Below are 22,904 nucleotides of genomic sequence, written 5' to 3'. Positions count from 1 at the left end.
CTCCCCCACCTTTGGCGGGGGCGAGGAACCCAAGCACCGTTACGCCGGCGGGACAGCGCCCCCCTCTGCCCTGCCGGGCATCTCCCCCACGAGGGGGGAGATTGGCAGCTCCAGCGTCAACGCCAGCTAATTGATGCTCGCCGTATGTGCCGGCTCAGCCTGCTTGATGTCCGTCGTGTAAGGCACGCGATAACCATTGGCCGTCAGCCACGCGATTGCCGCCTTCGGCTCGTCGGTCTGGATGATGGTGGCGCCGCGGTCGACCCAGAAACCCCAGGCTTCGCGCGGCAGGCTGGCGGCGACGGCAAGCTCGTCGCCACGGCCGCCGGCGAGGAAGCCGCCGGGCTTGTTGACGACGGCGTAGGTGTCGGCCCAGAGGTGCCAGTCCCCCCGCGCCGCTTCTGCCCGCATGCGGGTGCTGAACAGCGGCCCGCCGGTCGACGTCAGCGTCTCGGCGCCGTTGCGCCAAGTGATCAATTCGATGGCGCGCGGCGCGAAGGCCTTGTCGACCTCGCTGGCGAAAACTGCATCATGCACGGCGTCGTCGGCAAGGATCGGCATGAACTGGAAGCCGCCGCCGGCCTGGGTAAGTGCCGCGCTCGCGGCATCGATGCGCTGCCGGTTCCAGAGATTCTCCTTGACGATCACCTGATCGGCCATGCCGAGATCGCGCGCCTCCGCGACCATGCCAGGCAGGTCGGTCACCTCCAGCTTGTTGTCGAGGTTGATCAGGATCCTGTCCCTGGTCGTCAGCAGCATCTCGCGCAGTGTCGACACGGTCTCTTTGGTGACGGTGCCCGTGCCCTCGACGACCAGCCAGCATTTCTTAAGCTCGGCCAGCGTGTATTTCACCACCTCGCCCTTGCACGTGGTCGTGCGGTCGAGCCAGCTGTCATGCATGATGACGAATTCGCCGTCTTTCGCGCGCCGGACGTCGACCTCGACGATCTCGGCGCCGATCGCGATCGAGCCCTCGACCGCGGCCAGCGAATTCTCGGCGTAAAGCGTCTTGCCGGCCTGCATGCTGCCGGCGCGATGCGCGGCGATCATCACATGGTCACGCCACTGGTTGGCATGCTCGAAACGGGCGAGGATCTGGCTGGCGCGGCTTTCACCGGCTAAGCTTTGCCCCGCAACGGTGGCAAGGGCGGCGGAAAAGGCAAGGCTCAGCCAGCGTGTTCGCATCGGGGAATCGCTCCGTTCCGGGTTGGGACCCGGTTAGGCGATGCCCATGACAGCGCAGTGAACGAAGCCGGCTAGTTTTTGGATCAAATCCGCTTGGAGAGGCGGCGGAACCAGGCCAGCGCCGGCATTTCGACGAAGCGCCATGTGAACCACGACGCGGCAATGACGGCGATCAACATCGCGGCCAAAGCCGCGAAGCCGATCCACGGCGAGCCGGTGCCGAAGCCGGTCGCATGGTCGCCGCGCAGCATCAGGTCGCCGACTATGCCGAGCCCGAGCTTGCGTTCGATCAGGCCGCCGACATTGATCATGCGGGCCTGGACGAAGATGTGGACCATGTAGATCGAATAGGAGAGCGAGCCGAGCAGCAGCATCGGGCGGCTGCGCAAGGCCAAGCTGACCCACCCGCCCTCATGGGCAAAGAGATAAAGCGCCAGCGCGAAGACGATCGGCGCGGCAATGCCGGCGTCATTCGTTCCCGCCACCGAAACGAACAGCGCGATCACGACGATCATCGCCAGCTCGGCCACCGTCCAGGCGAGGCGCCCTGCCCCGCCGCTCAGCGCCTGTCGCGCCTCTGCAATGGAATCGTGCTGAAACCAGGCAAGCAGCGCGCCGAGCGAGAAGCCGTAAAGACAGCGGATGAAGCCGAAATCGAAGGACACGTCCATATGACGCGTCGAGACCGCGAGCAGGAAAAGCGGCGCCGTCACGGCTGCGGCAACGAGCCATATCCAGGCACGCTGGCCGGCGGTGAAGACGATGGCGGCGAAAAGCAGATAGGTGAAGAACTCGGCCGAAATGCTCCAGCTCGGCGCATTCCAGCTCAGATGATCCTCAACGCCCATGCCCTGCAGAAGGAAAAGGTTGGCGACCAGGCTCTTCAGGTCGAAGCCTGAGGTGAAGGGCGCCGGGCCCGTTCCGTGAAGCGCCGGCAGCACGAGCCGCAGCGCCTCGAAGCCGGCGAAGGCGGCGAGCATCAGGAGATGCAACGGATAGATGCGGCCGAAACGCACGAGCGCGAACCGTGCAAGGTCGCCCTGCCCGGCGAGCCGGCTGCCATAGGCGCTGGCAATGACGAAGCCGGAGAGCACGAAGAAGAAATCGACGAACAGATAGGAGCCGCCGACAAAGGCGCTCTGCGACACTATCGAGGTGGTCGGGAAGTGGAACAGCGCCACCAGCAGCGCGCAGATGCCGCGCCAGGAATCCAGCACCAGGAAACGCTCTCCGGCCGTCGTGCCGACACGGGTCGCGGCGGGCGCGGATGCAAGATTGAGCAAGGCTGTCTCAGCCATAATGATACAGATCCTGTGTTGCCGTGGCACTCGCCGAGCGCCGCTTCGTTTCCGCAAGCTGTGACTGGCATGTTGCGTGCCGGTTCTGTAGTTGTGGCTGCCCCGACGAAACCGAGGATTCCTAATGGCGAACAATGAGATCGACCACGCCTTCACCGCCCGCTCCAAGACGGGCGCGTCGTTCGAGCCGACCTATGCCGGCGCGCTGTCGTTCATGCGGCGCAAATACACGAAGGACGTGAAGGGCGCGGACGCGGTCGTGTGGGGCATTCCCTTCGACGCCGCCGTCACCAACCGGCCCGGCGCCCGCTTCGGACCGCAGGCGATCCGCCGCGCCTCGGCGATCCTCGACAACGATCCGCAATATCCATTCTCGCGCGACCTCTTCGAGCATCTTTCAGTGGTGGACTATGGCGATTGCCTGCTCGACAGCGGCAATCACCAGAAAACTCCCGGCACGATCGAGCGCGAGGCGGCCAAGATCCTGAAATCAGGCGCGTTCCTTTTGACGCTGGGCGGCGACCATTTCATCACCTGGCCGCTGCTCAAGGCGCATGCCGCGATCCACGGGCCGCTGGCGCTCGTGCAGTTCGACGCGCACCAGGACACCTGGCCCGACGACGGCAAGCGCATCGATCACGGCTCCTTCGTCGCCCGCGCGGTGAAGGAGGGGATCATCGACCCCGATCGCTCGATCCAGGTCGGCATCCGCACGCATGCACCCGACACGTTCGGCATCAAGATCCTCTACGGCCATGAGGTCGAGGAGATGCGCGCCTCCGACATCGCCTATGCGATCGTCGAGCGCACCGGTGGCAAGAAGACCTATCTCACCTTTGACATCGACTGTCTCGACCCGGCCTTCGCGCCGGGCACCGGCACGCCGGTGGCAGGCGGCCCCTCCTCGGCCAAGATGCTGTCGACACTGCGCCAACTCGGCCAGATCGACATCGTCGGCGCCGACATCGTGGAGGTTGCGCCGGCCTACGATCATGCCGATATAACGGCGATCGCCGGATCGATCATCGCCATGCATTATCTCGGTCTGCTGGCAGAGCGAAAGGCGCGGCTCGACGAACTGAGCAACGGCAATCATGCCGCGGCAAATCACGCCTACGGCATATGACATTGGAATCGCGAGGAATTTGGCAAGCGATGAAACCGAAAATCTTCATTGACGGCGAACACGGCACGACAGGCCTGCAGATCAGGGCGCTGCTGGCCGACCGTGACGACCTGGAGATCATCTCCATCCCGACGGAACGCCGCAAGGAGACTGCCGCCCGCGCCGAGATGCTCAACGCGGCCGATGTCGCGATCCTTTGCCTGCCGGATGCGGCGGCCAAGGAAAGCGTGTCGCTGATTACGAACGATACGACCAAGGTGATCGACGCCTCGACCGCGCATCGCGTGGCCGAGGGGTGGGAATATGGCTTCGCCGAAATGGACAAGGACCAGGCGAAGAGGATCGGCAGCGCGAAACGCATCGCCAATCCGGGCTGCTGGCCGCAGGGGCCGATCGCGACGCTGCGGCCACTGGTTGCGGCGGGCCTGCTGCCTGCCGACTTCCCGGTCACCGTCAACGGCATTTCCGGCTATTCCGGCGGCGGCCGGCCTATGATCGAGGACTATGTCGGCAAGGGCGAGGACGCGCCCGAGTTCCTGCCCTACGGGCTGACGCTGCAGCACAAGCATGTGCCGGAGCTCCGCACCTATGCAAAGCTGTCGCATGACCCGATCATGCAGCCGGCGGTGGGCAATTTCGCGCAGGGCATGATCACCGTGGTGCCGCTGCAACTCGGCGGTCTCGACCGCGTTCCGACCGGCGCCGAGCTTCACGCGGCGATTGCCGACCATTATGCGTCGATCGATGGCGGCGTGGTCGAGGTCGCGCCCTACACCCTCATAGAGCGCATGCCGGAGATCGATCCGGAGATTTATAACGGCACCAACCGGATGAAGGTCTACGTGTTCGCCAATGACGAGAGGGCGCAAGCACTGCTGATGGCCGTCTACGACAATCTCGGCAAGGGCGCGTCGGGCGCCGCGGTGCAGAACCTCGACCTGATGCTCGGCATCAAGCACTGAGCGGTCGTGAACCTGGAGCTTGCTACCGCCGAGGCGATCCGCAAGGTTCGCCTCAGACTCTGACGCGTATATCGGTCGGCAGCGGATAGGCGCCCTTGGTGCCGCGCCAATGCGCGGCAGCGAAGCCAAGCAACACAAGCGCGATCGTCTGATGCGTCAATGCCATGTGCAGCGGCACCTGCATCACTAGCGTGCCGATGCCGATCGAGGCCTGGACGACCACCAGCGCGAACAGAAGCGTGGCCCGGCGGGCATGGGTGGTGCCAGGCTGGCGCCGCCACGTCGCGATCATATGCCAGAGTGCCACGACAAAGATCATATAGGCGCCCAGTCGGTGGACGAACTGCACCGTCTTCGGGTTTTCAAAGAAGTTCAGCCAGGCGGGCTTCAGCAGAAGCAGATCGGAGGGGATCACCTTTCCATCCATCAGCGGCCATGTGTTGTAGGAAAGGCCCGCGTGCAGCCCGGCGACCAACCCGCCGAGATAGATCTGGATCAGCGCCAAAAGCACTATGAAGCCGGCGAGCCGCTGCGTCGACCGGTCGGCGGCGGGCTCCGAATGCGGCGCCAAGCCTCGCGCCACCACCATTGTCGCCGTGAAGATCAGCGCGGCAAGCGTCAGATGCGTCGCCAGCCGGTACTGGCTGACCGAGACGCGATCGACCAGGCCCGAAGCCACCATCCACCAGCCGATGGCGCCTTGCAGTCCGCCGAGCAGAAGGATGCCGACCAGCTTCAGCCCAAGGCCGCGCTCGATGCGGCGCGTCGCCCAGAAGAACAGCAGCGGCAAGGCAAAGACCGCCCCGACGCTGCGCGCCAGGATGCGGTGCGCCCACTCCCACCAGAAGATCGATTTGAAATCCTCGACGCTCATGCCCTTGTTGATCTCGGCATATTGCGGGATCTGCTGGTAGCGCTGGAACTCTTCCTGCCATTCGGCGTCGTTGAGCGGCGGGATGACGCCGTGAATCGGCTGCCACTCAGTGATCGACAGACCCGAGCCGGTGAGACGCGTGGAACCGCCGACCAGCACCAGCGCGACCAGCACGAGCAGCACGACGTAGAGCCAGCCGCGCACCAAAGCGCGGTTGTGCAGGTCGCGGTCGCGTGTGGCATAGGGGGCTGTGGCGGTGATGGCAGCCATTTCGCATTCCCGGCGGTTGAAACGCGAGATTGGTGGACCAAGGCCGCTCAACTGGCAAGACTGGACAGCGCGGCACGCCGTCGCGCCGGGTCGCGACGGTTGCGCGCTCTTGTCATTCGGCCTAAGCGGGGCGGGTCAACGGAACCGCGACATGCCCATTCGCCTGAAAAAGCTGATCGGAACCATATTGCTTGTGGCGCTGGTCGTCATCTACGCGCTGATCGCCTCCGCCGTCGCGGTCACCAGGCTCGCCGAATACGGGCCCACAGCGCATCTCCTGTTCTTCCTGCTCAGCGGCTTTCTCTGGGTTCTGCCGGCCATGGCCATCATCAAATGGCTGATCATCGAGCCGCGCCCGAAGGGCTGATCCTCACCTGGGCCAGGCAAGCGCGAGGCAGGCCTAGACCGTAACGATCATCTTGCCCGCATTGGCCAGCGGCGTCGTGATGCCGGACAGCATCGTGCGGATATGCGCAAGGCTTTGATAGCGGCCATTGACGGAGATGCGCGGCAGCGCGTGCAGGAAGCCGGCATGCTCGGCGCGCAGCACACCATGCCGCGTGGTCACCGCCGAGGCATAGCCTGCGTCGCGGGCAAAGCCCACCTCGCGGCAGCCGACCGCGCTGGCATAGCCATAAGGGTAAGCCAGATGACGCGGCTCCTCGCCGAGTTTTTCCGCGAGGACGCGGCGGACGTCGCCGATCTCATGGCGCGCATCGGCCTCGGACAGCCGCTTCAAGTTCCGATGATTGACGGTGTGCGCGCCGATGGTCACCAACGGGTGCGCGGCCATGGTGCGAAGCTCATCCCAGTTCATCAACGTGCATGGGCGGCCCGAGCCGATTTTGAACCCAGTCGAACGGGCGAGCTCGCGCAGCGCTGCGCCTTGCTCTTCCTCGGGGACTTCCAAGGTCAGCCAGGCATTCAGCCGCGCGACGGCCTGGATCTTTCGGCCTTGTGTCGAGCAATCGATCGCCGTCGACTTGCCCCCCATCGTCAGCGTCAGGCGCGAGCTGGTGTCGACGATGTCCTCGATCACGTCCCACCAGAGATCGACGGCGCCGTCGATCAGGCCGGGGGCGACGTAGATGGCGATCGGCGCGCCGTGTTTTTCCAGGATCGGAAGCGCCTCGGTCATGTTGTCGCGATAGGCGTCGTCGGCCGTGATCGTGGCGAACTGGCCGCCTTTCCCGCCCGTCTTGATGCGTTCGATCGCTTCATCAAGGGAAACAAAGGCATAACCCTGCCCCTTCATGTCCGAGATCAGCTTGTCGAGGAAAATGGGAGCGATGTTCAGGTGCCGATTGACGCTGTTCGGCTTCTCCGGTGTCGCGGTGACGCGGTGCAGCATCAGGATAGCGCCGATGCCGCCGACAAACGGCCGCGCCAGAGGCGCAAGGCCGGAGTAGCGGGCAAGGTTCAGCGCCAGCTTCCGGATTGCATCGCCCCCGTCGATCATTCCTTCACCTTTTGCGCCTAGGCTTATTCAAGCACGACATTCGCCTATGCGAACCCCAGGTTGCAACCAATACGTCTTAAGGATTGAGGGATGGTTGACGCCACCGCGTCATTTGATGGCAATCGGGTCGCGGCCAACGAGGCTTCCGCGCGCCCGGTGCGAGCCGACCGGGACCGGTGGATTGCGACCGCGAGCGGCGGCACCGGCCTTGCCGACTATGTGCCATTCTGTGCCTCGGCGCTGTTCGCGCCGGCGCAAAGCGCATCCTGGGTGAGCAACTGGGCGGCCGCGACCGGCGCCGACATGGTCGTCGCGACGCTGTCCTGCGATGGCCGCCCCGCGCTGTCGCTGGCCCTGGAGATCGTGCGACGCGGCCCGTTCAAGGTTGCCCGTTTCGCCGGCGGGCGCCACGCCAACGGCAATTTCGCCGCCGCCGACCCGCGTTTCCTGCCTGCTATCGACGGCCAGGCGATCCGCTCGATGTTCAAGGCAATCGCGCGAGCGCGGCCGGACATCGACCTGATCTCGCTTGAAAGGCTGCTGCCAGACCTCGACGGCGTCGCCAACCCGCTGGCCGCGCTGCCCGGCTTTCCAAGTCCGAACCTTGCGCTTGCGGTCGATCTCGGCGGCGGGTTCGACGCGCTGCTGTCGCGCGCGAGCGGCAAGCGCAAGCGCAAGAAGCACCGCTCGCAGACGCGCAAGTTCGAGGCGGTCGGCACGTTCCGCCGCATCGAGGCGCGCACACCCGAGGAGGTCGACAGGCTGCTCGATGCCTTCCTCTCGATGAAGGAGGTGCGTTTCGCCAAGATGGGCATCGCCAATGTCTTCGGCGACAGGCAAATACGCGACTTCTTCCGGGCACTGTTCGCCGATGCGCTGGCCGAGGAAAAGCCGCCCTTCCTGCTGCACGGCCTGGATGTGGCGGGCAAGCTGCGCGCGGTGACCGGCTCCAGCCGGTCCGGCAAGCGGCTGATCTGCGAGTTCGGCGCCATCGCCGAGGACGATCTCTCCTTCACCAGCCCGGGCGACTTCCTGTTCTTCGACAACATCCAGGAAGCCTGCGAGCTTGGCTTCGATGTGTATGATTTCTCGGTCGGCGACGAGCCTTACAAGCGGCTCTGGTGCGACATCGAGGTCCAGCATTTCGAGGTGCTTGCGCCGCTGACGCTGAAGGGCCGGGTGCTTGCGGCAGGGCTGCGACAAGGCGCGCGCGCCAAGGCCTTCATCAAGAACAACCCGACGGTCTGGAAGCTGACCAAGGTGCTGCGTCGCAAGGCTGCCGGACAGGCAGCGCCCGCTCCCGCCGAGGACGATAACTGACCGTCGCCGTCTAACGGCCGGTTTTTTCGGCGCGGCCCGATCCTTCGCGCTATATTCAAGCCGCCGACCGCCTGCCCGGCACCGGTGTTCCCGGAGGTTCGTGGCCGACCGGTGTGACCAGCGTCAGGTTGGGATAGCCGTTCTCGATCAGCTTGACCGCGGCCTGCGTCACCTGGTCGTCGGCTTCCAGCATGGACAGGAAGACTTCGGTGCCGTCACCGACCAGGCGGCCGATGCCTTGCGCGTCGGCCGGGCCGCATTCGACCACGACGAGATCGTAGGCCGTGGTCAGCGACTGCATGATGATCGGCAGCCGATCGGCGGCGCGCATCGCGCGGACGGGGTCGGCGGTGCCGACCGGAATGACATGCGCATCCGAATAAAGATCGGGGTGGATGACGTCGCTGAACTGCGCTTCGGAAGCGAGCAGATTGGTGATGCCCGGGAACAGGCTCGAGTCCAGCATCGGCCGCGACGCCGCGCCCGATGCTGTGAGGTCAAGCAGCAGCACGCGCAGGCCGGCGTCGGATACTTCACGCGCCACGAGCACGGCGGAGGCGGCCGCCTCGTCGCCTTCCGGCGATACGAAGATCGCGCGCGCGGCGCCGGAACCGATCAACTTCTCGGCAGCCCTGTCGACATCTATCTCGCCGAGCCTGGACGGACCCGGCTTGGGTTCCGGCTCGGGCACTGGTTGCTCTGCCGCAACGGTGTCGGCTTCAAATGTCTCATTCTGCGCGATCGGCGGCTGTCTCTCCGGACGTCGCTCGCTGGCCATGGACGTCTCATAGGGCGCGAAAGGACTGTGGTCGTCCTCGATTTCGGCTACAATCGGCTCGGTGCGCGCAGCGGGCATCGCCACCTGCTCGATATCGGTGAAACGGGCGCCGGCGGCCGGACGCATGGCACGGCCCGAGAACAGCTCGCCAAGCAGCGTGCCGATCGCCATCAGCAGCAGCGAAGCGGCGGCGGCGGCCCCGGTGATCGGCCCGATCTTCGGAAAATAAGGTTGCGACGGCACCTGGGCCTGCGCGATCAGGCTCGCCGCCACAGGCGAGTATCTGCGATCCTTGCGCGAGACTACCGCATTGTAACTTGCCATATAGGATTCAAGTTGTTGGCGCTGAACGTTCGCGTCGCGCTGCAAGGCATCCAGCTGCACCTGCTGCTCGCCGGCGCGCGCTGACGCGGCCTTCAAGGTGTTGACGTCCGCGATCAGCTGATCCTCGCGGGCCTTCGCCGTCTGAGCCTGAGCCGACAACCCCCGGATGATCTTTTGCGCCTCGTTGCGAATCTGGCCGTCGAGGTCGGCAAGCTGCGACTTCAGCGCCCGGATGCGCGGATGATTGTCCAGCAGGGTTGTGGAAAGATCGGCGATATTGGCCCTCAGCTCCACCTGGCGCTCGCGCAGGCGCTGGATCAACTCGGAAGACAGGACCTCCGGCACGCTGTCCAGCGAACCGCCATTCCGCAGCGCCCGGCGCACGCTCTCGGCACTCGCCTCGGCGGCGGCGCGGCTGGCGCGCACACGCGACAATTCGCTCGACAGCTCAGAGAGCTGCTGAGTCGGAAGCACCGAATTGTTGCCGCCCATCAGCAGGTCGGACTGGGCGCGGAACGCGGCGACCTTGGCCTCGGCATCCCTCACGCGATTCTGCAGGTCGGCGATTTCCGGCGCCAGAAAGTTGGTCGCGGCGGCGTTCGATTCGAGCTTGGCGTCACTCTTCGAGGCGATATAGGCCTCGGCAATGCCATTCGCGACCGCTGCGGCAAGCTTGGGATCCTTCGAGGCGAACTCGATCGCGATCGCGCGCGTCTTTTCAACGGCGTAAACATTGAGCTTGTCGTGCATGGCGTTCAGCACACGCTCGTCCGGCGGGATATCGAAGGGATCGCTTTTCAAGCCTACGAGCACAAGCACGCGCCCGAGCGACGACATTTTCAGCGTTTCGTCGAACTCCGGCAACTTGTCCAGGTTGAGCTTGGTCGCCACCTGCTTGAGGATGTCGGGCGAGGAAATGATCTGGACCTGAGTGGCCACGCCCTGCTCGTCGAGAATCGGCTTGTCGTCGTCGTTGGTGCCCGGAGGCCGGGTGTATTCCGATTCGCGCGAGCCGATCTCCAGCTTGGCTGTCGCTTTATAATAGGGCGTCGCGAGCCAGGCGAAGGCGAAGGCCAGCCCGGTGACCAAAAGCGTGACAAAAACAATGCGCAGCCAGTTCCTCGCCAGGCTGGCGAAAAGCTGTCTCAGATCGACATCGACGTCTGCGGCCGCTGACTGAACGGACATGCATCCTGCTCCGAGCTTTGAGTCGAAGCTGGACCGTAAAGAACTATGGTAACTCACCCGTTAAGATCAGAATGAATGCTTATTAGAGGGCACTCAAAGAAGATTGCTCGAAAGCAATAGAACAATTGGGCTTTTTACCGATCTCCGCTCTCCCGGACCGCGCTCCTTTACCGCCCATTAACCCTAACAGGATGATAACGGTCGCACTTTCCTGGGGTTGTGCCGCGGCTTGCGGCAAGAGCGATGAAGGTTCCTGGCCGGTCATGAAAAGCACTGCTTCCCTCTTTCGCGCTTTGCTTGCCCTGTCGCTGCTCACCGGCTGCTCGAGCTACCGCCCGACACCCGCCGCCTTTCATGAAGTGCTCGATCAGCCCTACCGACTCGGCGCCGGCGACCGCGTCCGTGTCACGGTGTTCGAGCAGGACGGGTTGACCAACACCTACAGCGTCGACCAGTCCGGCTATCTGTCCTTTCCGCTGGTCGGCGCGGTGCCGGCGCGCGGCCACACCGCGCAGCAGTTGGAAAAGGCGATCGCCGACAAGCTGCGCCAAGGCTATCTGCGCGATCCCGACGTTTCGGTCGAAATCGACCGCTACCGGCCGATCTTCGTCATGGGCGAAGTGGGCGCTGCCGGGCAGTATTCCTACGTGCCGGGACTCACCGTGCAAAAGGCGGTCGCCATTGCCGGCGGCTTCACGCCGCGCGCCAATCAGGAGAGCGTCGACATCACCCGCGATATCAACGGCAAGGTGATGACCGGGCGGGTGCTGACATCCGATCCGCTCCTGCCCGGCGACACCGTCTACGTCCGCGAACGGCTGTTCTGAAAACCCGTCGTGGCGGTGAACCTCAGGATTGTGCACTGCTTTCGCTCACCTGTCGGAGGAATCTTCCGGCACGTGCGCGACCTGACCGAGGCGCAGGTCGCCGCCGGCCATGCGGTGGGAATCGTCTGCGACTCGACCACCGGCGGCGACTATGAGGAGCGCTTGTTCGAGGCGATGAAGGACAGCCTCGCGCTCGGCATCCATCGCACGCCGATGCAGCGTCATGTCGGGCCGGGCGACCTCGCCTCGGCCTGGCGCACCTATCGAATCATCCAGGAATTGCGGCCGGACGTGCTGCACGGGCACGGCGCCAAGGGTGGCGCCTATGCCCGGCTGTTCGGCTCACTGTTGCGGGTATCAAGGTTTCGCGTTGCCCGCCTCTATTCGCCGCATGGCGGCTCCCTCCACTATGACGAAACGACGGCGATGGGAAAGCTGTTCTTCGGCCTGGAGCGTTTCATGGCGCGCTTCACCGATTGCCTGCTGTTCGTTTCCGACTACGAGCGCAACACCTATCGCCGCAAGGTCGGCGAGCCGCCCATACCCAACACGCTTGTCTATAACGGCCTGCGCGCCGCCGAATTCGAACCGGTGACGACGGCAGCGAATGCCGCCGATTTCCTGTACATCGGCATGATGCGTGACCTGAAGGGCCCGGATATCTTCATCGATGCGCTGGCTATGGCCGGCGACGAGCTCGGACGCCCCGTAAGCGCCGTGATGGTCGGCGACGGCGACGACCTGCCGCGCTACCACGCGCAAGTGGAGCGACTCGGCCTGAAAAACCACGTCCGATTCCGGCCGCCCATGCCGGCGAGACAGGCTTTCGCTCTGGCCGAGTTGATTGTGGTGCCATCCCGCGCGGAGGCGATGCCCTATATCGTGCTCGAAGCCTTAGCCGCTGGCATGCCGATGATCGCGACCGCTGTCGGAGGCATTCCGGAAATTTTCGGCGAAGACTCCCCTGCCCTGATCCGCCCCGACGCATCCCAGCTCGCCGCCAAAATGGGAGCGGCGCTCAGCGACTTTGACGGCTATCGAAAACTGATGCCGCAAGCCGATGAGCTGAAGGCCCGATTCGGTGCGAACGTCATGGCCGCCGACATCGAGAAGGCCTATTTCGCAGCACTGAACAAATAGGCCGCGGGCCGCAACAACTCCAAAACCACCGGTTGTTTCAAGGCTTTCTTAGCTCTCTTTTGCTATGCAGTTGCGCGAAGCTCGCGGACAGTTCCCATGAATGAGATCGACCCCGCGCACCGCTTTTCCATGGATGCGGTGCGCAACTACGATGCTCCCGCCGATGGCGAAAAGCCTGGCGGCATCAACGATGTGGCGCGCCAGGTCGCTTCGCAATACCGGCGTGATACCATGTCGCCGATCATGGTCAGCGGCGTGCTGCGCATGGTCGAGTTCGCGATGCTGTTCCTGTCTGGGCTCGGCGTCTATTTCTACTATGTCGGCTTCTTCAGCTATCTGGCCTGGCAGTATCCGTTGGCGATCGCGGCTACGTCGTTCCTGGCCGTGGTGCTGCTCGACGTGACCGATTGCTACCAGATCGCGGCGCTGATGCGCCCCCTCGCGAATTTCGGCCGCGTGCTGCTGGTCTGGGCAGGCAGCTTCGCGCTGATGGCGCTCGCCGCCTTCGCCATCAAGGCGTCGGAAGACTATTCGCGCCTGTTGTTCGGCACCTGGTTCGTGGCCGGCTTTGTGCTGATCTTCGGCCTGAGACTCGTGATGTCCAGCCTCATCCGGCGCTGGGCGCGCGACGGCCGCATGGAGCGCCGCGCACTCATCGTCGGCGGCGGCAAGGCGGCCGAGCAACTGATCCGCTCGGTCGAGAAGCAGCCCTACAACGACATCCGCATCTGCGGCATCTTCGACGACCGCAACGACAAGCGCTCGCCGCCGATCGTCGCCGGCTACCCGAAGCTCGGCACCATCTCCGAGCTCATCGAATTCGCCCGCATCGCGCGCATCGACATGCTGATCGTCTCGTTGCCACTGACCGCCGAATCGCGCGTCCTGCAGCTTCTGAAGAAACTCTGGGTGCTGCCGGTCGATATCCGGCTTTCGGCACATTCCAACGCGCTGCAGTTCCGGCCGCGCGCCTATTCCTATATCGGCTCGGTGCCGATGCTCGACATCTTCGACAAGCCGATCAACGACTGGGACTCGGTCGCCAAGCGCGCCTTCGACATCGTCTTTTCACTCATCGGGATCATCGTCTTCTCGCCGGTGATGCTCGTCACCGCGATCGCGATCAAGCTCGACAGCAAGGGTCCGGTGCTGTTCAAGCAGAAACGGCACGGCTTCAACAACGAGATCATCGAAGTCTACAAGTTCCGCTCGATGTTCACCGACCGGTCCGATCCGACCGCCAAGCAGACAGTGACCAAAAACGATCCGCGCGTCACCCGCGTCGGCCGCTTCATCCGCAAGACCTCGATCGACGAGCTGCCGCAGTTCTTCAACTCGCTGTTCGGCTCGCTGTCGCTGGTCGGGCCGCGCCCGCATGCCATCGCCGCGCAGTCGCACAACCTTCTCTACAACGAGGTGGTGGACGGCTACTTCGCCCGCCACAAGGTCAAGCCCGGCGTCACCGGCTGGGCGCAGATCAACGGATGGCGCGGCGAGATGGACACCAACGAAAAGATCCGCATGCGCACCGAATACGACCTCTATTACATCGAGAACTGGTCGATGCTGTTCGACCTGCGCATCCTGTTCCTGACGCCGATCCGCCTGCTCAACACGGAAAACGCCTATTGAGCGCCATCGCCCATGAGTTGCAGCCGCAGGCGGTCAACAAATTGCCGCCTTCGGCGGTCAACCAGTTGCCGCCGTCAGCGGTCAACGCCAAGCTGATCTCGCTGATCGCGTCGGCGGCGATCGGCGTCGGCATTCTGCTTTCCGGCTTCGTCATCAGCGAGCCCGCGCCTTACGAGATCTACATGGCCGGGCTGATCGCGGTCTGGGCGTTGTTCGGGCTTCGAATCTCGCGCGCGATCGTGCCCTTGCTGGTGCTTCTGGTGGCGATGAACATCGGCGGCATGATCGCCATGACGCAGATGGCCGACCTCGCCAATACGCCGCTCTACCTGGCGGTCTCGCTGTTTCTCGCCTTCAGCGCTGTGTTCTTCGCGTCGGTGACCTCGGTCCAGCCGAGCCTCTACCGGCTGATCTTCATCGCCTATGTGGTGTCGGCGGTGGCGACGTCGCTGCTCGGCATCGCCGGTTATTTCCATGCCTTTCCGGGCGCGGAAATGTTCACCAAATACGACCGCGCCGCCGGCGCCTTCCAGGATCCGAACGTGTTCGGGCCGTTCCTGGTGCTGCCCGGCACCTACCTGCTCTATCTGCTCTTGACCGGCCCGGTGCCGCGGATGCCGCTTCTGGCGGTGCCGCTGCTCATCATCACCGCCGGCATCTTCTTCTCCTTCTCGCGCGGCGCCTGGGGCATGTTCGCCGTGTCGGCGGTGCTGCTTACCGCCTGCCTGTTCCTGCAGAGCGCCAGCGGCAAGTTCCGGCTGCGCGTGGTGGTAATGACGATCGCGGCCGCGGCGCTGCTGGTCATCGCCCTCATCGTCATCCTGCAGTTGCCCGGCGTGTCGGACATGTTCACCCAGCGCGCGCAACTCGAGCAGAGCTACGACTCGGCCCGGCTCGGCCGCTTCGCCCGCTATTCGATCGGCTTTCAACTGGCGATGGAGCACCCGTTCGGTATCGGCCCGCTGGTCTTCGGGACGATCTATGGCGAGGACACGCACGACATCTGGCTGAAGGCGCTGATGGATTATGGCTGGCTCGGCTTCGTCTCGTTCCTGACGCTGACGCTATGGACGATCGGGGCCGGCTTCCGCATCCTTCTGCGCGACCGGCCATGGCAGCCCTATCTGCTTTGCGCCTATGTCGCCTATCTCGGCAACATCGGCCTCGGCACCTTCATCGACATCGACCACTGGCGCCATCTCTATTTGCTGCTCGGCCTGGTCTGGGGCGCGATCGCGCTGGAGTACCGGCACCAGCGGGAATTGCGGCTGGCGCGAACGCTGGTTCCGGCAGTGACCGCGCCACCTATCTCGGGCAAGAGCCGTGCGGCCGTGTTACCTTAACCCGGCTTTTAGCAGGCCATCGACAAGCAGCTCAGTGTCCTCTGGGTATTTGTGCGGGGGCACTTTACGCCACTGCTCGGTGGTAAAATTCGGGTGCACCTGCAACAACGCATGAGCATGTCTTTCCGCTTCCCGGACATTGCCGAGATGGGCATGGCTCGCTGCCATAAGCCGATGACCCTCGGAGCCGTCCCGCATCTTTTGCAACGTCTCTATGGTCTTTTCATATTCGCCCAGTTGGAAATAGGCATCGCCCAGATACCAAAGATAAGCATCGGGATAGTAGGGGTTCAGCCGCATCGCCCGCTCGAGTAGCTGCACGGAGCGCTCCGCCTGGCGAACGTAGACAAGGCAGTCGCCCATTTCGGCCAGCAGATCGGCGTCGTTGGGGTTGAGTTGCAAAGCGCGTTCATAGGCGGCGATCGCCGGATCGTGTTCCTTTTTGTAGAGATGGGCCAAACCCATCTCTGAATAGCCGCGTGCATCGAGATCGTCGTGCAGGACGGCCAGATTTGCCAGGTTCAACGCCTCGTTCAGCGCTCCTTCCGGATCGCTGGTCCAGGCATAACGCCATTCGACGTTGAACGTCCGCGACAAGGCCGCATAGCTGCGGGCATAGCGAGGGTCGAGATTGCGTGCCTGCTCATAAAGCCGCCGGGCATGTGAATTGCTCTCGGGACGGAAGCGAAAGCTGAGATCCTGCCCGCGCAAGATCATGCCGTAGGCATGAATATTGGGATGGTTTTGCGATATCAACCGTCGCTTCTCGGCCATGTCGATATGCACGGCCAGCCGCGACGCGGTCGTCGCAGTCACGTCGTCCTGGAAGGCAAAGATATCCTCGATGCCGCCGTCGTAGCGTTCCGACCAGATCGTATTCTCGGTCTGCGCCTCAATCAGGTCCATGGCAATCCGAAGACGGTTGCCCGCACGACGCAAGCTTCCCGACAGGAGATAGCGAACGCCGAGCTGATTGGCGATCTCGCGCAGCGACTGCGTCCGCGCGGCAACGGCCAGTGTCGAGTGCCGCGCGATCACCATGAGGTTGCGGAACCGGCACAGATTGGAAATCAGGTCGGCTACGACACCTTGGCACAAGTGAAGGTCCGCCGGATCGCCTGAAACGTTTTCGAGCGGCAGGACTGCCAGCGAACTCTCCGGAGCGAAACGCTCGGGCGCAGGCGCGAAGGGCAGAGCCGAGACGCTGGGCTCGGCATGCGACAATTCGAAATCGACTGCGAAGACCTCTACCTCGTCAGCAATGTTTTTCAGCTTTTGCTTGCCCAGTGAGCGGAACGAGCACTCGCTATCACTGCGAACAATCTGGCGAACGGCTTCAGCGATGCAGATGCCGCGCGGCGGCGCCAGCGATTGTATCCGCGCAGCCAAATTGATGCCGTGGCCATAGATCTCACCGTCGCTGGCGATCGTGTCTCCAACGGTGATGCCGATTCGATATGCGACGGGCTCCTGGGCGCCCGACCATACCGCCTCGTTGGACATTTCCCGCTGCATCTCGATCGCGAATCGCAAAGCCAAAGCTGCACCAGGGAACAGCGCCACCAGGCCGTCGCCGGCGGTGTCGACAACTGAACCGCCATAGTCGGCGACCAGGCCGCGTATGAAGCTGAGCGATCGGGTCAGGCGGACAACCATTCCTGCCTCATCCTGGTCCATGAGTCTGCTGTAGCCGTGCACGTCCGCGTAGACGATCGCGGACAGCTTTCGATTAAGCATCTCGTAGCGGCTGGTGACCATTGCTCTTCCCGCCGGTGTTCCCAATAACCACCGGGCAATGCAGCATAGCACGCAGAAATCGCCAACAGCATCCTGGAAAGAAAGACGTGATCAAAGGAATATTGCTGAGACTTAAATGAATTAGCTTCTTCTAATGCAATGCCCGCGCGATCTGGGAGCGGCAAGGCTCCGCATGGTCCATCGGTAGCCGCGGCCAATCCTCGGCACGGTGAAGCACGCGCCCCGTTAGGGGGCGCGTCGCATGCAGGTCAATCGCTATTACCGCCGCCGCGGGCGCTCATGCCGCGCGCGCTCATTCCCCTTGCGCTCATGCCACGCGCGCTCATCCCCCTCGCACTCATCCCGCGCGCGCTCATGCCGGCACTGTCCATGCCGCCCGGCCCGCCGCCGCCCATTATCGCTGCAAGCAGCACATCCTCGAACATGCCTGTCTCGACATCCATGCGAACTGTGTAGTCGGCTTTGTCGTAGGACCAGACGCGCAAGCCGTCGGCAAAGTCGAAGTCGGCTGCCGCAAGGCCTGTCAGTCCGGTCGGACTGGGCGAACGGGCGGGACTGAACGTGCCTAGATCCTCCGCGACAAGCTCCCCATCACCGTGCACAAGGAATATTATGGGCCTTGGGAGGTCGTAGTAGCTTCCCTCAAAACTGAAGCCATATATCCTTGCAAACCTGCCGTTTTGCAGTTGGTCCTCAAGCAGTCTGTTCTTGCCGCTTCGGTTTGCCGCGCCCGGACGGCGCCCGATGAATTCGAATCCGCCCTCGAGCTTCATGAAATAGCCGACGAAGCTATTTCCGCCGGTCACCTGGATTATTGCACCGGGAGGCGTGTCATCCTTGGTCCACCGACCGTCCGCGCCGCCGACCGTGTACACGCCAATCTGGTCCCGAACCTTTTGTTTCCAAACAACAATCTTGCTCTTGTCCGCCAGACGCACACCATTCACGACCTTGTTGCCAGTCAATGCCGGTATATTCTTGGCAGTCGCGACCTGCGCGACGATAGGATTTAGAAGTGGGTTCACCACCTGCAGATCGATTACAAAATGGCCGAATAGATTAACACCCGACACGCTAAGAAGGCTCTCTACCATCGCCGCAACCCTCCGGTTCCTGGATCATATGTCTAACATCAAACAGCATTATTTCTTGGCATCGCGCGGCCTTTTGGCTTCTGTTTTATTCTCAGCCGCTTCCACCTCATGCGTCACAACATAAGCGCGATCACTTTCACGCCATAATACGCTTACAACCTTACCTGGCTTTTTGGAGATGTTGTCTACATGGGCTTGCAACAATTCAATGTCGTCCATGATTTCCGTCACGACGTAAGGCATTGGACATTCCTCCTCATCTGACTCAAAGAACGCCGGCCCTGCTTCTGGCCAGTCTGTCTCGCGTTCCCATCTGTCTCGCAACGCGCAGATGCCGTGCACAACAAGCGCCATGACGTGCCGGCACGAATACCCTCGGCAAACCGAAGTGGCTTTTGGGCCCGAATGGCTTGATCTTGGGGCCGGCGCTCACAAAACCGATCGCGCGGCGGCTTAGGTTGACGTCGATGATTGTACGCCAGCGTCCGCCGGTCATCAGCCTGTCGACGGCGCGCAACGTGTTCCCCACCTTGGCATAGCTGAGATCGTCCGGCGAAAGCCGCCGCCAGGTCTCGGCGAGAAGCATGCCGAGTTCGTCGCGCGAGGCGACGAGTGCTTCGCGAAACGCCAAAGGCGACGCGGCATAAGCTTCGTCGAACATTGGCTGGATGACGCGGAAATAGTCGAGGCTGTCCTCCAGCCTGTCGGACAGGTCTTCCTGGCTTTGGGTGATCAGGCCGCGCGCCACTAGCTCCTCATGGAAGAGGTCGACGAAGATGTCGAACATCGCGCCGGTCAGCGGCTGGGCAAGCGCATGCTCGTCGCTCCAGCCCTGGACGAAATCCATCATTGACAGCGGGTTGGCCGCGAGCCTGATCTGGCTGTTGGAGGATAGCTCGGCGATGCGGTTGACGAGATTGTGTGTGTAGAGATTGCCGTGACTGGTTTCCAGCAGCTCATCTATGACGGACTCGAAATGCAGACCGGTGATAAGGGCGGCGAGGTCGGCCGAGGATTCGTGGAAGCCGTAATATTCCGCGCTGGCCGTTCCGGGGTCAGGCACGCCGATGGTGGAATAGATGACGCAGTGGCCAACCTCATGGGCGACAACATCGAAATTGAGGGTGAACGGCTCGATCTCGCCATCCGGCGTCTCGTGGATGCCAACCTCTAGAAAGCCGTAACCCATGAACGCGTTTTCGTGGAGATTGCGCTGTATCACCAGTTCCAGGCGGTCGAGGTCGCGCTGGAAATGCCAGGCGATGGGATGGCCGAAATATTTCTCCCACACGTCCAGCGTGAAACGCACCGAACCGAACAGATGCGCAGCCTCGAATGTTGGATCGTCCAGACCGATATGATCGAAATGCCCATCGACATCAGGAAACGCCGGGGGAAAGACGCCGCCGCGCCAAGGTGGCATCAAGTAGAGTGGGTCGCCGCGGACATTTTCCGCGAGACCGTAGGCAAACGCCTTGCCAATGGGATCGACAACATACATGCGCCCGTCGCCCGGGCCAGGGCCGACCGATCCCGCCGGCGAAGACACGAGCACGATTTCAGGACGACGAAAAGCCTTGAGGAACGGCGCTTGGGCGAAAAGCCGAAAGCGCGTCCCATTCCTGAATGCAGAGCCTTCCCCTCCAGATGTCACGCTTGCCCCCTCGGATGGACAAAGACATGCACGTCAAACAGGCTGCAATATCGTCGGCGAATGCGGTTTCAAGTTAGCCCGTTTTCGTCAGTCGGGCCAGAGTCAACGGGCGAGCGGCGGACCATGAAAGCATATGCATGAGCCAGCAGGTCATAGAACCTGTCGACGCCGGGCAATCCGATGGAGAGGGCATAGTCGGCAATGTCGCGAGGAACGGGGCGGCCGAGTTGGGTTGCAAAAAACCATGCGGCAAGCAGGGCACGCGGCATCGGCGCGGATAGTGATGGCGGGTGACGCTCCCTGGCGAGCGCACTGTCTCGATAACCAGGGTAAAGGTCGAGTTCGCGCAGCCGGTCAAGCATACCTTGGCGCAACTCCGCGTCGCGCTCTCGCGCGAGCGTCTCGACAACCGCATCATCCTCGATCATGCGATCAAGGCCAGCGAGATCCGTTCCGTTGTCGTGCGCCCAGCCGATGACGTCCGCCTGCCGCATAAGCCCGCGTCGCGAGCGAAAATCGCCCATGGCACGCTTGACCGCCTGGCGATCCGGCGCTGCATGCTCGCCACGGGCCAGCAGACGAAGCAGTGCCTCGCGGCGCAATTGCGCATAGTCGCCGCGCAGCCGAAGCTCGTCGAGAACGGCATCCTGTTCAGCCGTGGCCTCGCCGCCTGACTTGCCGGTTGCGTTTCGCCAGGACGCATTGTGCCAGTTCTCCGTCCACTCGAAATGGAAATCGGGAGGCCCCTGCACGGCGCCGCTGCGGACAAACGCGTCCATCTCCTTCAGCAGCGCCAGCCCGTCTTGGCGCTTCCTGTCGACCTTGCCCGTTCGCAGCCAGGCCGCCAGCTTCTGCTCCGTGCGCGAATCGCCGACGTCGGCCAGCACGTCGGGCCAGGTTCTTTCCCGGTAGAAGCGCGCCTTTGACGAGGCTGCAAGACGCGCCCCTGTCGGTCTGTCGATGATCCCTTCTGCTACCGCCCGCTCGAGCGTCGCGCGGATATTGACCATCGGTTCGCTCAGATGCATGTAGCCGGTCTCCGGCGGGCCATGGATAAGCGCGACCTCGTCGTCGTCGGTGACCTCGCCGTCGCGATAGGCTTCGAAAATACGCCCGACGCCGCGCATGCCGAACGAGTGCAATTCCGCGGCGCGGAGCGCACCCATGCTGGACGCGCCGAATACCGCGATCCCGCGCGTCAGGGCCCAGAGTATTTCCTTGTGCAAGACCGCCGGCTGACCATCGAAATAGCCGTCGATGACGCCGATCGCCCTGGGGCCGTCGCGCGTGGCGGCATAAAGGTCGCCCTGGCGCACGGGTGGGCGAAATTCGAATCCGTCGTGGGATGCGATGTCCTGCACCCGCAGGCTTGGGCCGCAAAAGACGATCGGATTCACCGTCTATCATCCAACGTTCGGCGGGCTCGCTCGCCCGGCATGTAGGCGTCGTGATCGTCAGGGCCTTCGAGGCCAGGTATCACGACACGAACCACGGGAAGGCCGATATCCTCCTTGGACAGATCGACGGTGATGATCTCGCTTACGCCTGCCGCCTGCAACCTTTCGACCAGCCAGGCTACATTGCGTGCAATCCCGTGTGCGGCCCTTCCTTCGGCAGGGCCAAGTCGCCTCGTGCCGGAACGTTCGGCCAGCAATCTCTCTGCCTGCCGGCGACGTTTGTCCCGATAGTCTTCGCCGTATTCCTCGGCGGTCAGATCGTCTCGGGCCGCAGATACGTAGGTCGTTCGCACCTGAGCCGCCTCGATGAGCGCCTTCAAGAAGGCGGTCTCCGGCACCGGGTGCGCTGCCGCGCCTATCCCGTAATGGCTGTTTTGGTCCCGGCGATCCGCGATCAGACAGAAAAAGGCCGGCACGCCAACATCAGAGGTTGTTTCCCACGCCGCGACCTCGAAGTCCGCGTCTTCCAGCTTCTTCAATACGTCGCAGCACGGGCCGTCCGGCGCGCTGCCGAGGTCGACGCCGGTGCGCCGGCGGCTGGCAGACGGCATCCGGTTCCACAGGGCAGTCGCGTCGCGTTCGATGATCTCGCAAATCCCGTGATGGATAGCTTCATCGGCTGTATTTCCAGAGGCGAGCCCATTGCTGCTGCAGTCAAAGAAGCCACTTCCGGGAGGCGGCGGGACTGTGAAGTTGGCCCGCACCGACTCATAAGGTAGCCAGCGCATCCCACCGGAGATCATCTCCCGGCCCTCAATCCATAGCGTCACAATGTCCTTCGTAAAGGCCTTGCGAGTGATGCGAGCTAGCCTTCCAATCTCGGCGAACCGATGTGATTGCGAGAGTTCAGCCATGCTGCCGAGCTTCAGCGCGCGCTCGATATGCTCTGCATGGTAAAGCTCCGCCGCTTCCATGAGGCCCGAAGCCGTGGCCGATTCCAGGTCGATGCCCTTGCCCTGTGAAACAGCCAGCGATCGGGCATTGGGGCGACATACCATCACCACCGGTATGCCTATGCGATCAAGCCCGGTCACATTGGCGACCCTGGTGATCCCCATCCGCGCCCAGTGCGGGCGAATCCGAGCAATCGCGCTACGGGCACCCTCTGCGTGATAAGGAGTTCCTGGCACCGTGCCATTCGCCAACGACACTATCTCCTGATCCCCGGGTAGATCGCGAGACCTTACCGATTTCTACCGGTGCACAACAGAGCAG

The 22,904-nt window shown here is 63.1% G+C and carries 19 protein-coding genes; 8 read left to right on the top strand and 11 right to left on the bottom strand.

Annotated elements, in window-relative coordinates:
- Window positions 1-126: 126 nt before the first annotated feature.
- Together LB515_RS16860 and LB515_RS16855 are read right to left on the bottom strand one after the other, a co-directional pair.
- Entirely contained in the window at window positions 127-1,185 is a 1,059-nt protein-coding gene (locus LB515_RS16860; RefSeq protein WP_224708393.1) for a glycerophosphodiester phosphodiesterase family protein, read from the bottom strand.
- Window positions 1,186-1,268: 83 nt separating this feature from the next.
- The gene (locus LB515_RS16855) at window positions 1,269-2,483 is read right to left on the bottom strand and encodes an acyltransferase family protein (protein WP_224639636.1); all 1,215 of its coding nucleotides are present in this window, start codon (window positions 2,481-2,483) and stop codon (window positions 1,269-1,271) included.
- A 124-nt stretch (window positions 2,484-2,607) separates the two neighbouring features.
- Between LB515_RS16855 and speB the strand changes: the two genes are divergently transcribed.
- Both speB and argC read left to right on the top strand, forming a co-directional pair.
- Window positions 2,608-3,609 (top strand): agmatinase, encoded by a 1,002-nt coding sequence (gene speB, locus LB515_RS16850; RefSeq protein ID WP_224548273.1) that lies wholly within the window; start codon window positions 2,608-2,610, stop codon window positions 3,607-3,609.
- Window positions 3,610-3,638: 29 nt separating this feature from the next.
- Entirely contained in the window at window positions 3,639-4,571 is a 933-nt protein-coding gene (gene argC / locus LB515_RS16845) for an N-acetyl-gamma-glutamyl-phosphate reductase (RefSeq protein WP_224608357.1), read from the top strand.
- Window positions 4,572-4,623: 52 nt separating this feature from the next.
- Here argC and LB515_RS16840 read toward each other — a convergent pair whose 3' ends face one another.
- Window positions 4,624-5,715 (bottom strand): COX15/CtaA family protein, encoded by a 1,092-nt coding sequence (locus LB515_RS16840; RefSeq protein ID WP_224708392.1) that lies wholly within the window; start codon window positions 5,713-5,715, stop codon window positions 4,624-4,626.
- Between the two features lie 151 nt (window positions 5,716-5,866).
- On the opposite strand from LB515_RS16840, the gene LB515_RS16835 reads away from it, so the two are divergent.
- Complete coding sequence (locus tag LB515_RS16835) at window positions 5,867-6,082, top strand: DUF2842 domain-containing protein (RefSeq protein ID WP_040999884.1); 216 nt, start codon at window positions 5,867-5,869, stop codon at window positions 6,080-6,082.
- A 33-nt stretch (window positions 6,083-6,115) separates the two neighbouring features.
- On the opposite strand, the gene LB515_RS16830 is transcribed toward LB515_RS16835, so the two are convergent.
- Entirely contained in the window at window positions 6,116-7,174 is a 1,059-nt protein-coding gene (locus tag LB515_RS16830; RefSeq protein ID WP_224708391.1) for a polysaccharide deacetylase family protein, read from the bottom strand.
- A 90-nt stretch (window positions 7,175-7,264) separates the two neighbouring features.
- Here LB515_RS16830 and LB515_RS16825 point away from each other — a divergent pair, with 90 nt between their 5' ends.
- The gene (locus LB515_RS16825; protein WP_224708390.1) at window positions 7,265-8,494 is read left to right on the top strand and encodes a GNAT family N-acetyltransferase; all 1,230 of its coding nucleotides are present in this window, start codon (window positions 7,265-7,267) and stop codon (window positions 8,492-8,494) included.
- 55 nt (window positions 8,495-8,549) lie between these two features.
- On the opposite strand, the gene LB515_RS16820 is transcribed toward LB515_RS16825, so the two are convergent.
- Window positions 8,550-10,784, bottom strand: a complete 2,235-nt coding sequence (locus tag LB515_RS16820) for a GumC family protein (RefSeq protein ID WP_224708389.1) — start codon at window positions 10,782-10,784, stop codon at window positions 8,550-8,552.
- Window positions 10,785-11,047: 263 nt separating this feature from the next.
- Here LB515_RS16820 and LB515_RS16815 point away from each other — a divergent pair, with 263 nt between their 5' ends.
- The 4 genes from LB515_RS16815 (at window position 11,048) to LB515_RS16800 (ending at window position 15,726) form a co-directional block, all read left to right on the top strand.
- Window positions 11,048-11,611, top strand: coding sequence for a polysaccharide biosynthesis/export family protein (locus LB515_RS16815; RefSeq protein ID WP_095767646.1), 564 nt, complete (start codon window positions 11,048-11,050; stop codon window positions 11,609-11,611).
- A 9-nt stretch (window positions 11,612-11,620) separates the two neighbouring features.
- Complete coding sequence (locus tag LB515_RS16810; RefSeq protein WP_224708388.1) at window positions 11,621-12,751, top strand: glycosyltransferase family 4 protein; 1,131 nt, start codon at window positions 11,621-11,623, stop codon at window positions 12,749-12,751.
- A gap of 96 nt (window positions 12,752-12,847) precedes the next feature.
- Window positions 12,848-14,383, top strand: coding sequence for an undecaprenyl-phosphate glucose phosphotransferase (locus LB515_RS16805; protein ID WP_224708387.1), 1,536 nt, complete (start codon window positions 12,848-12,850; stop codon window positions 14,381-14,383).
- Window positions 14,384-14,388: 5 nt separating this feature from the next.
- A complete protein-coding gene (locus tag LB515_RS16800) occupies window positions 14,389-15,726 on the top strand; it encodes an O-antigen ligase family protein (protein ID WP_411969152.1) in 1,338 nt (445 codons plus the stop codon).
- On the opposite strand, the gene LB515_RS16795 is transcribed toward LB515_RS16800, so the two are convergent.
- The 6 genes from LB515_RS16795 to LB515_RS16770 all read right to left on the bottom strand — a co-directional run bounded on the left by LB515_RS16795 (window position 15,718) and on the right by LB515_RS16770 (window position 22,834).
- Entirely contained in the window at window positions 15,718-17,484 is a 1,767-nt protein-coding gene (locus tag LB515_RS16795; RefSeq protein WP_224708386.1) for a tetratricopeptide repeat protein, read from the bottom strand. The two genes, LB515_RS16800 and LB515_RS16795, sit on opposite strands and share 9 nt — an antisense overlap.
- A gap of 248 nt (window positions 17,485-17,732) precedes the next feature.
- Entirely contained in the window at window positions 17,733-18,578 is an 846-nt protein-coding gene (locus LB515_RS16790; RefSeq protein WP_095767649.1) for a hypothetical protein, read from the bottom strand.
- Window positions 18,579-18,626: 48 nt separating this feature from the next.
- A complete protein-coding gene (locus LB515_RS16785) occupies window positions 18,627-18,821 on the bottom strand; it encodes a hypothetical protein (RefSeq protein ID WP_095767650.1) in 195 nt (64 codons plus the stop codon).
- 22 nt (window positions 18,822-18,843) lie between these two features.
- The gene (locus LB515_RS16780) at window positions 18,844-20,079 is read right to left on the bottom strand and encodes a hypothetical protein (RefSeq protein ID WP_224708385.1); all 1,236 of its coding nucleotides are present in this window, start codon (window positions 20,077-20,079) and stop codon (window positions 18,844-18,846) included.
- Window positions 20,080-20,300: 221 nt separating this feature from the next.
- Window positions 20,301-21,629 carry a TfuA-like protein gene (locus LB515_RS16775; protein WP_224708384.1) on the bottom strand — a complete coding sequence of 443 codons (1,329 nt, stop codon included), beginning with the start codon at window positions 21,627-21,629 and terminating at the stop codon, window positions 20,301-20,303.
- The gene (locus tag LB515_RS16770; RefSeq protein ID WP_224708383.1) at window positions 21,626-22,834 is read right to left on the bottom strand and encodes a YcaO-like family protein; all 1,209 of its coding nucleotides are present in this window, start codon (window positions 22,832-22,834) and stop codon (window positions 21,626-21,628) included. Before LB515_RS16770 ends, LB515_RS16775 begins: the two co-directional genes overlap by 4 nt.
- Window positions 22,835-22,904: the final 70 nt, after the last annotated feature.

The sequence above is a fragment of the Mesorhizobium sp. CA15 genome (assembly GCF_020165215.1).
Taxonomy (GTDB): Bacteria; Pseudomonadota; Alphaproteobacteria; order Rhizobiales; family Rhizobiaceae; genus Mesorhizobium.
Note: the sequence above shows the minus strand (reverse complement) of the source record. Positions and strands in the feature narration are given on the sequence as shown.

What these genes read in the sequence shown, in the direction of transcription:
- LB515_RS16820 (WP_224708389.1), bottom strand. Translation starts at nt 10,784, where the DNA reads ATGTCCGTTCAGTCAGCGGCCGCAGACGTCGATGTCGATCTGAGACAG.
- LB515_RS16780 (WP_224708385.1), bottom strand. Translation starts at nt 20,079, where the DNA reads ATGTATGTTGTCGATCCCATTGGCAAGGCGTTTGCCTACGGTCTCGCG.
- speB (WP_224548273.1), top strand. Translation starts at nt 2,608, where the DNA reads ATGGCGAACAATGAGATCGACCACGCCTTCACCGCCCGCTCCAAGACG.
- LB515_RS16840 (WP_224708392.1), bottom strand. Translation starts at nt 5,715, where the DNA reads ATGGCTGCCATCACCGCCACAGCCCCCTATGCCACACGCGACCGCGAC.
- LB515_RS16785 (WP_095767650.1), bottom strand. Translation starts at nt 18,821, where the DNA reads ATGCCTTACGTCGTGACGGAAATCATGGACGACATTGAATTGTTGCAA.
- LB515_RS16825 (WP_224708390.1), top strand. Translation starts at nt 7,265, where the DNA reads ATGGTTGACGCCACCGCGTCATTTGATGGCAATCGGGTCGCGGCCAAC.
- LB515_RS16860 (WP_224708393.1), bottom strand. Translation starts at nt 1,185, where the DNA reads ATGCGAACACGCTGGCTGAGCCTTGCCTTTTCCGCCGCCCTTGCCACC.
- LB515_RS16795 (WP_224708386.1), bottom strand. Translation starts at nt 17,484, where the DNA reads ATGGTCACCAGCCGCTACGAGATGCTTAATCGAAAGCTGTCCGCGATC.
- LB515_RS16790 (WP_095767649.1), bottom strand. Translation starts at nt 18,578, where the DNA reads ATGGTAGAGAGCCTTCTTAGCGTGTCGGGTGTTAATCTATTCGGCCAT.
- LB515_RS16855 (WP_224639636.1), bottom strand. Translation starts at nt 2,483, where the DNA reads ATGGCTGAGACAGCCTTGCTCAATCTTGCATCCGCGCCCGCCGCGACC.
- LB515_RS16830 (WP_224708391.1), bottom strand. Translation starts at nt 7,174, where the DNA reads ATGATCGACGGGGGCGATGCAATCCGGAAGCTGGCGCTGAACCTTGCC.
- LB515_RS16805 (WP_224708387.1), top strand. Translation starts at nt 12,848, where the DNA reads ATGAATGAGATCGACCCCGCGCACCGCTTTTCCATGGATGCGGTGCGC.
- argC (WP_224608357.1), top strand. Translation starts at nt 3,639, where the DNA reads ATGAAACCGAAAATCTTCATTGACGGCGAACACGGCACGACAGGCCTG.
- LB515_RS16835 (WP_040999884.1), top strand. Translation starts at nt 5,867, where the DNA reads ATGCCCATTCGCCTGAAAAAGCTGATCGGAACCATATTGCTTGTGGCG.
- LB515_RS16815 (WP_095767646.1), top strand. Translation starts at nt 11,048, where the DNA reads ATGAAAAGCACTGCTTCCCTCTTTCGCGCTTTGCTTGCCCTGTCGCTG.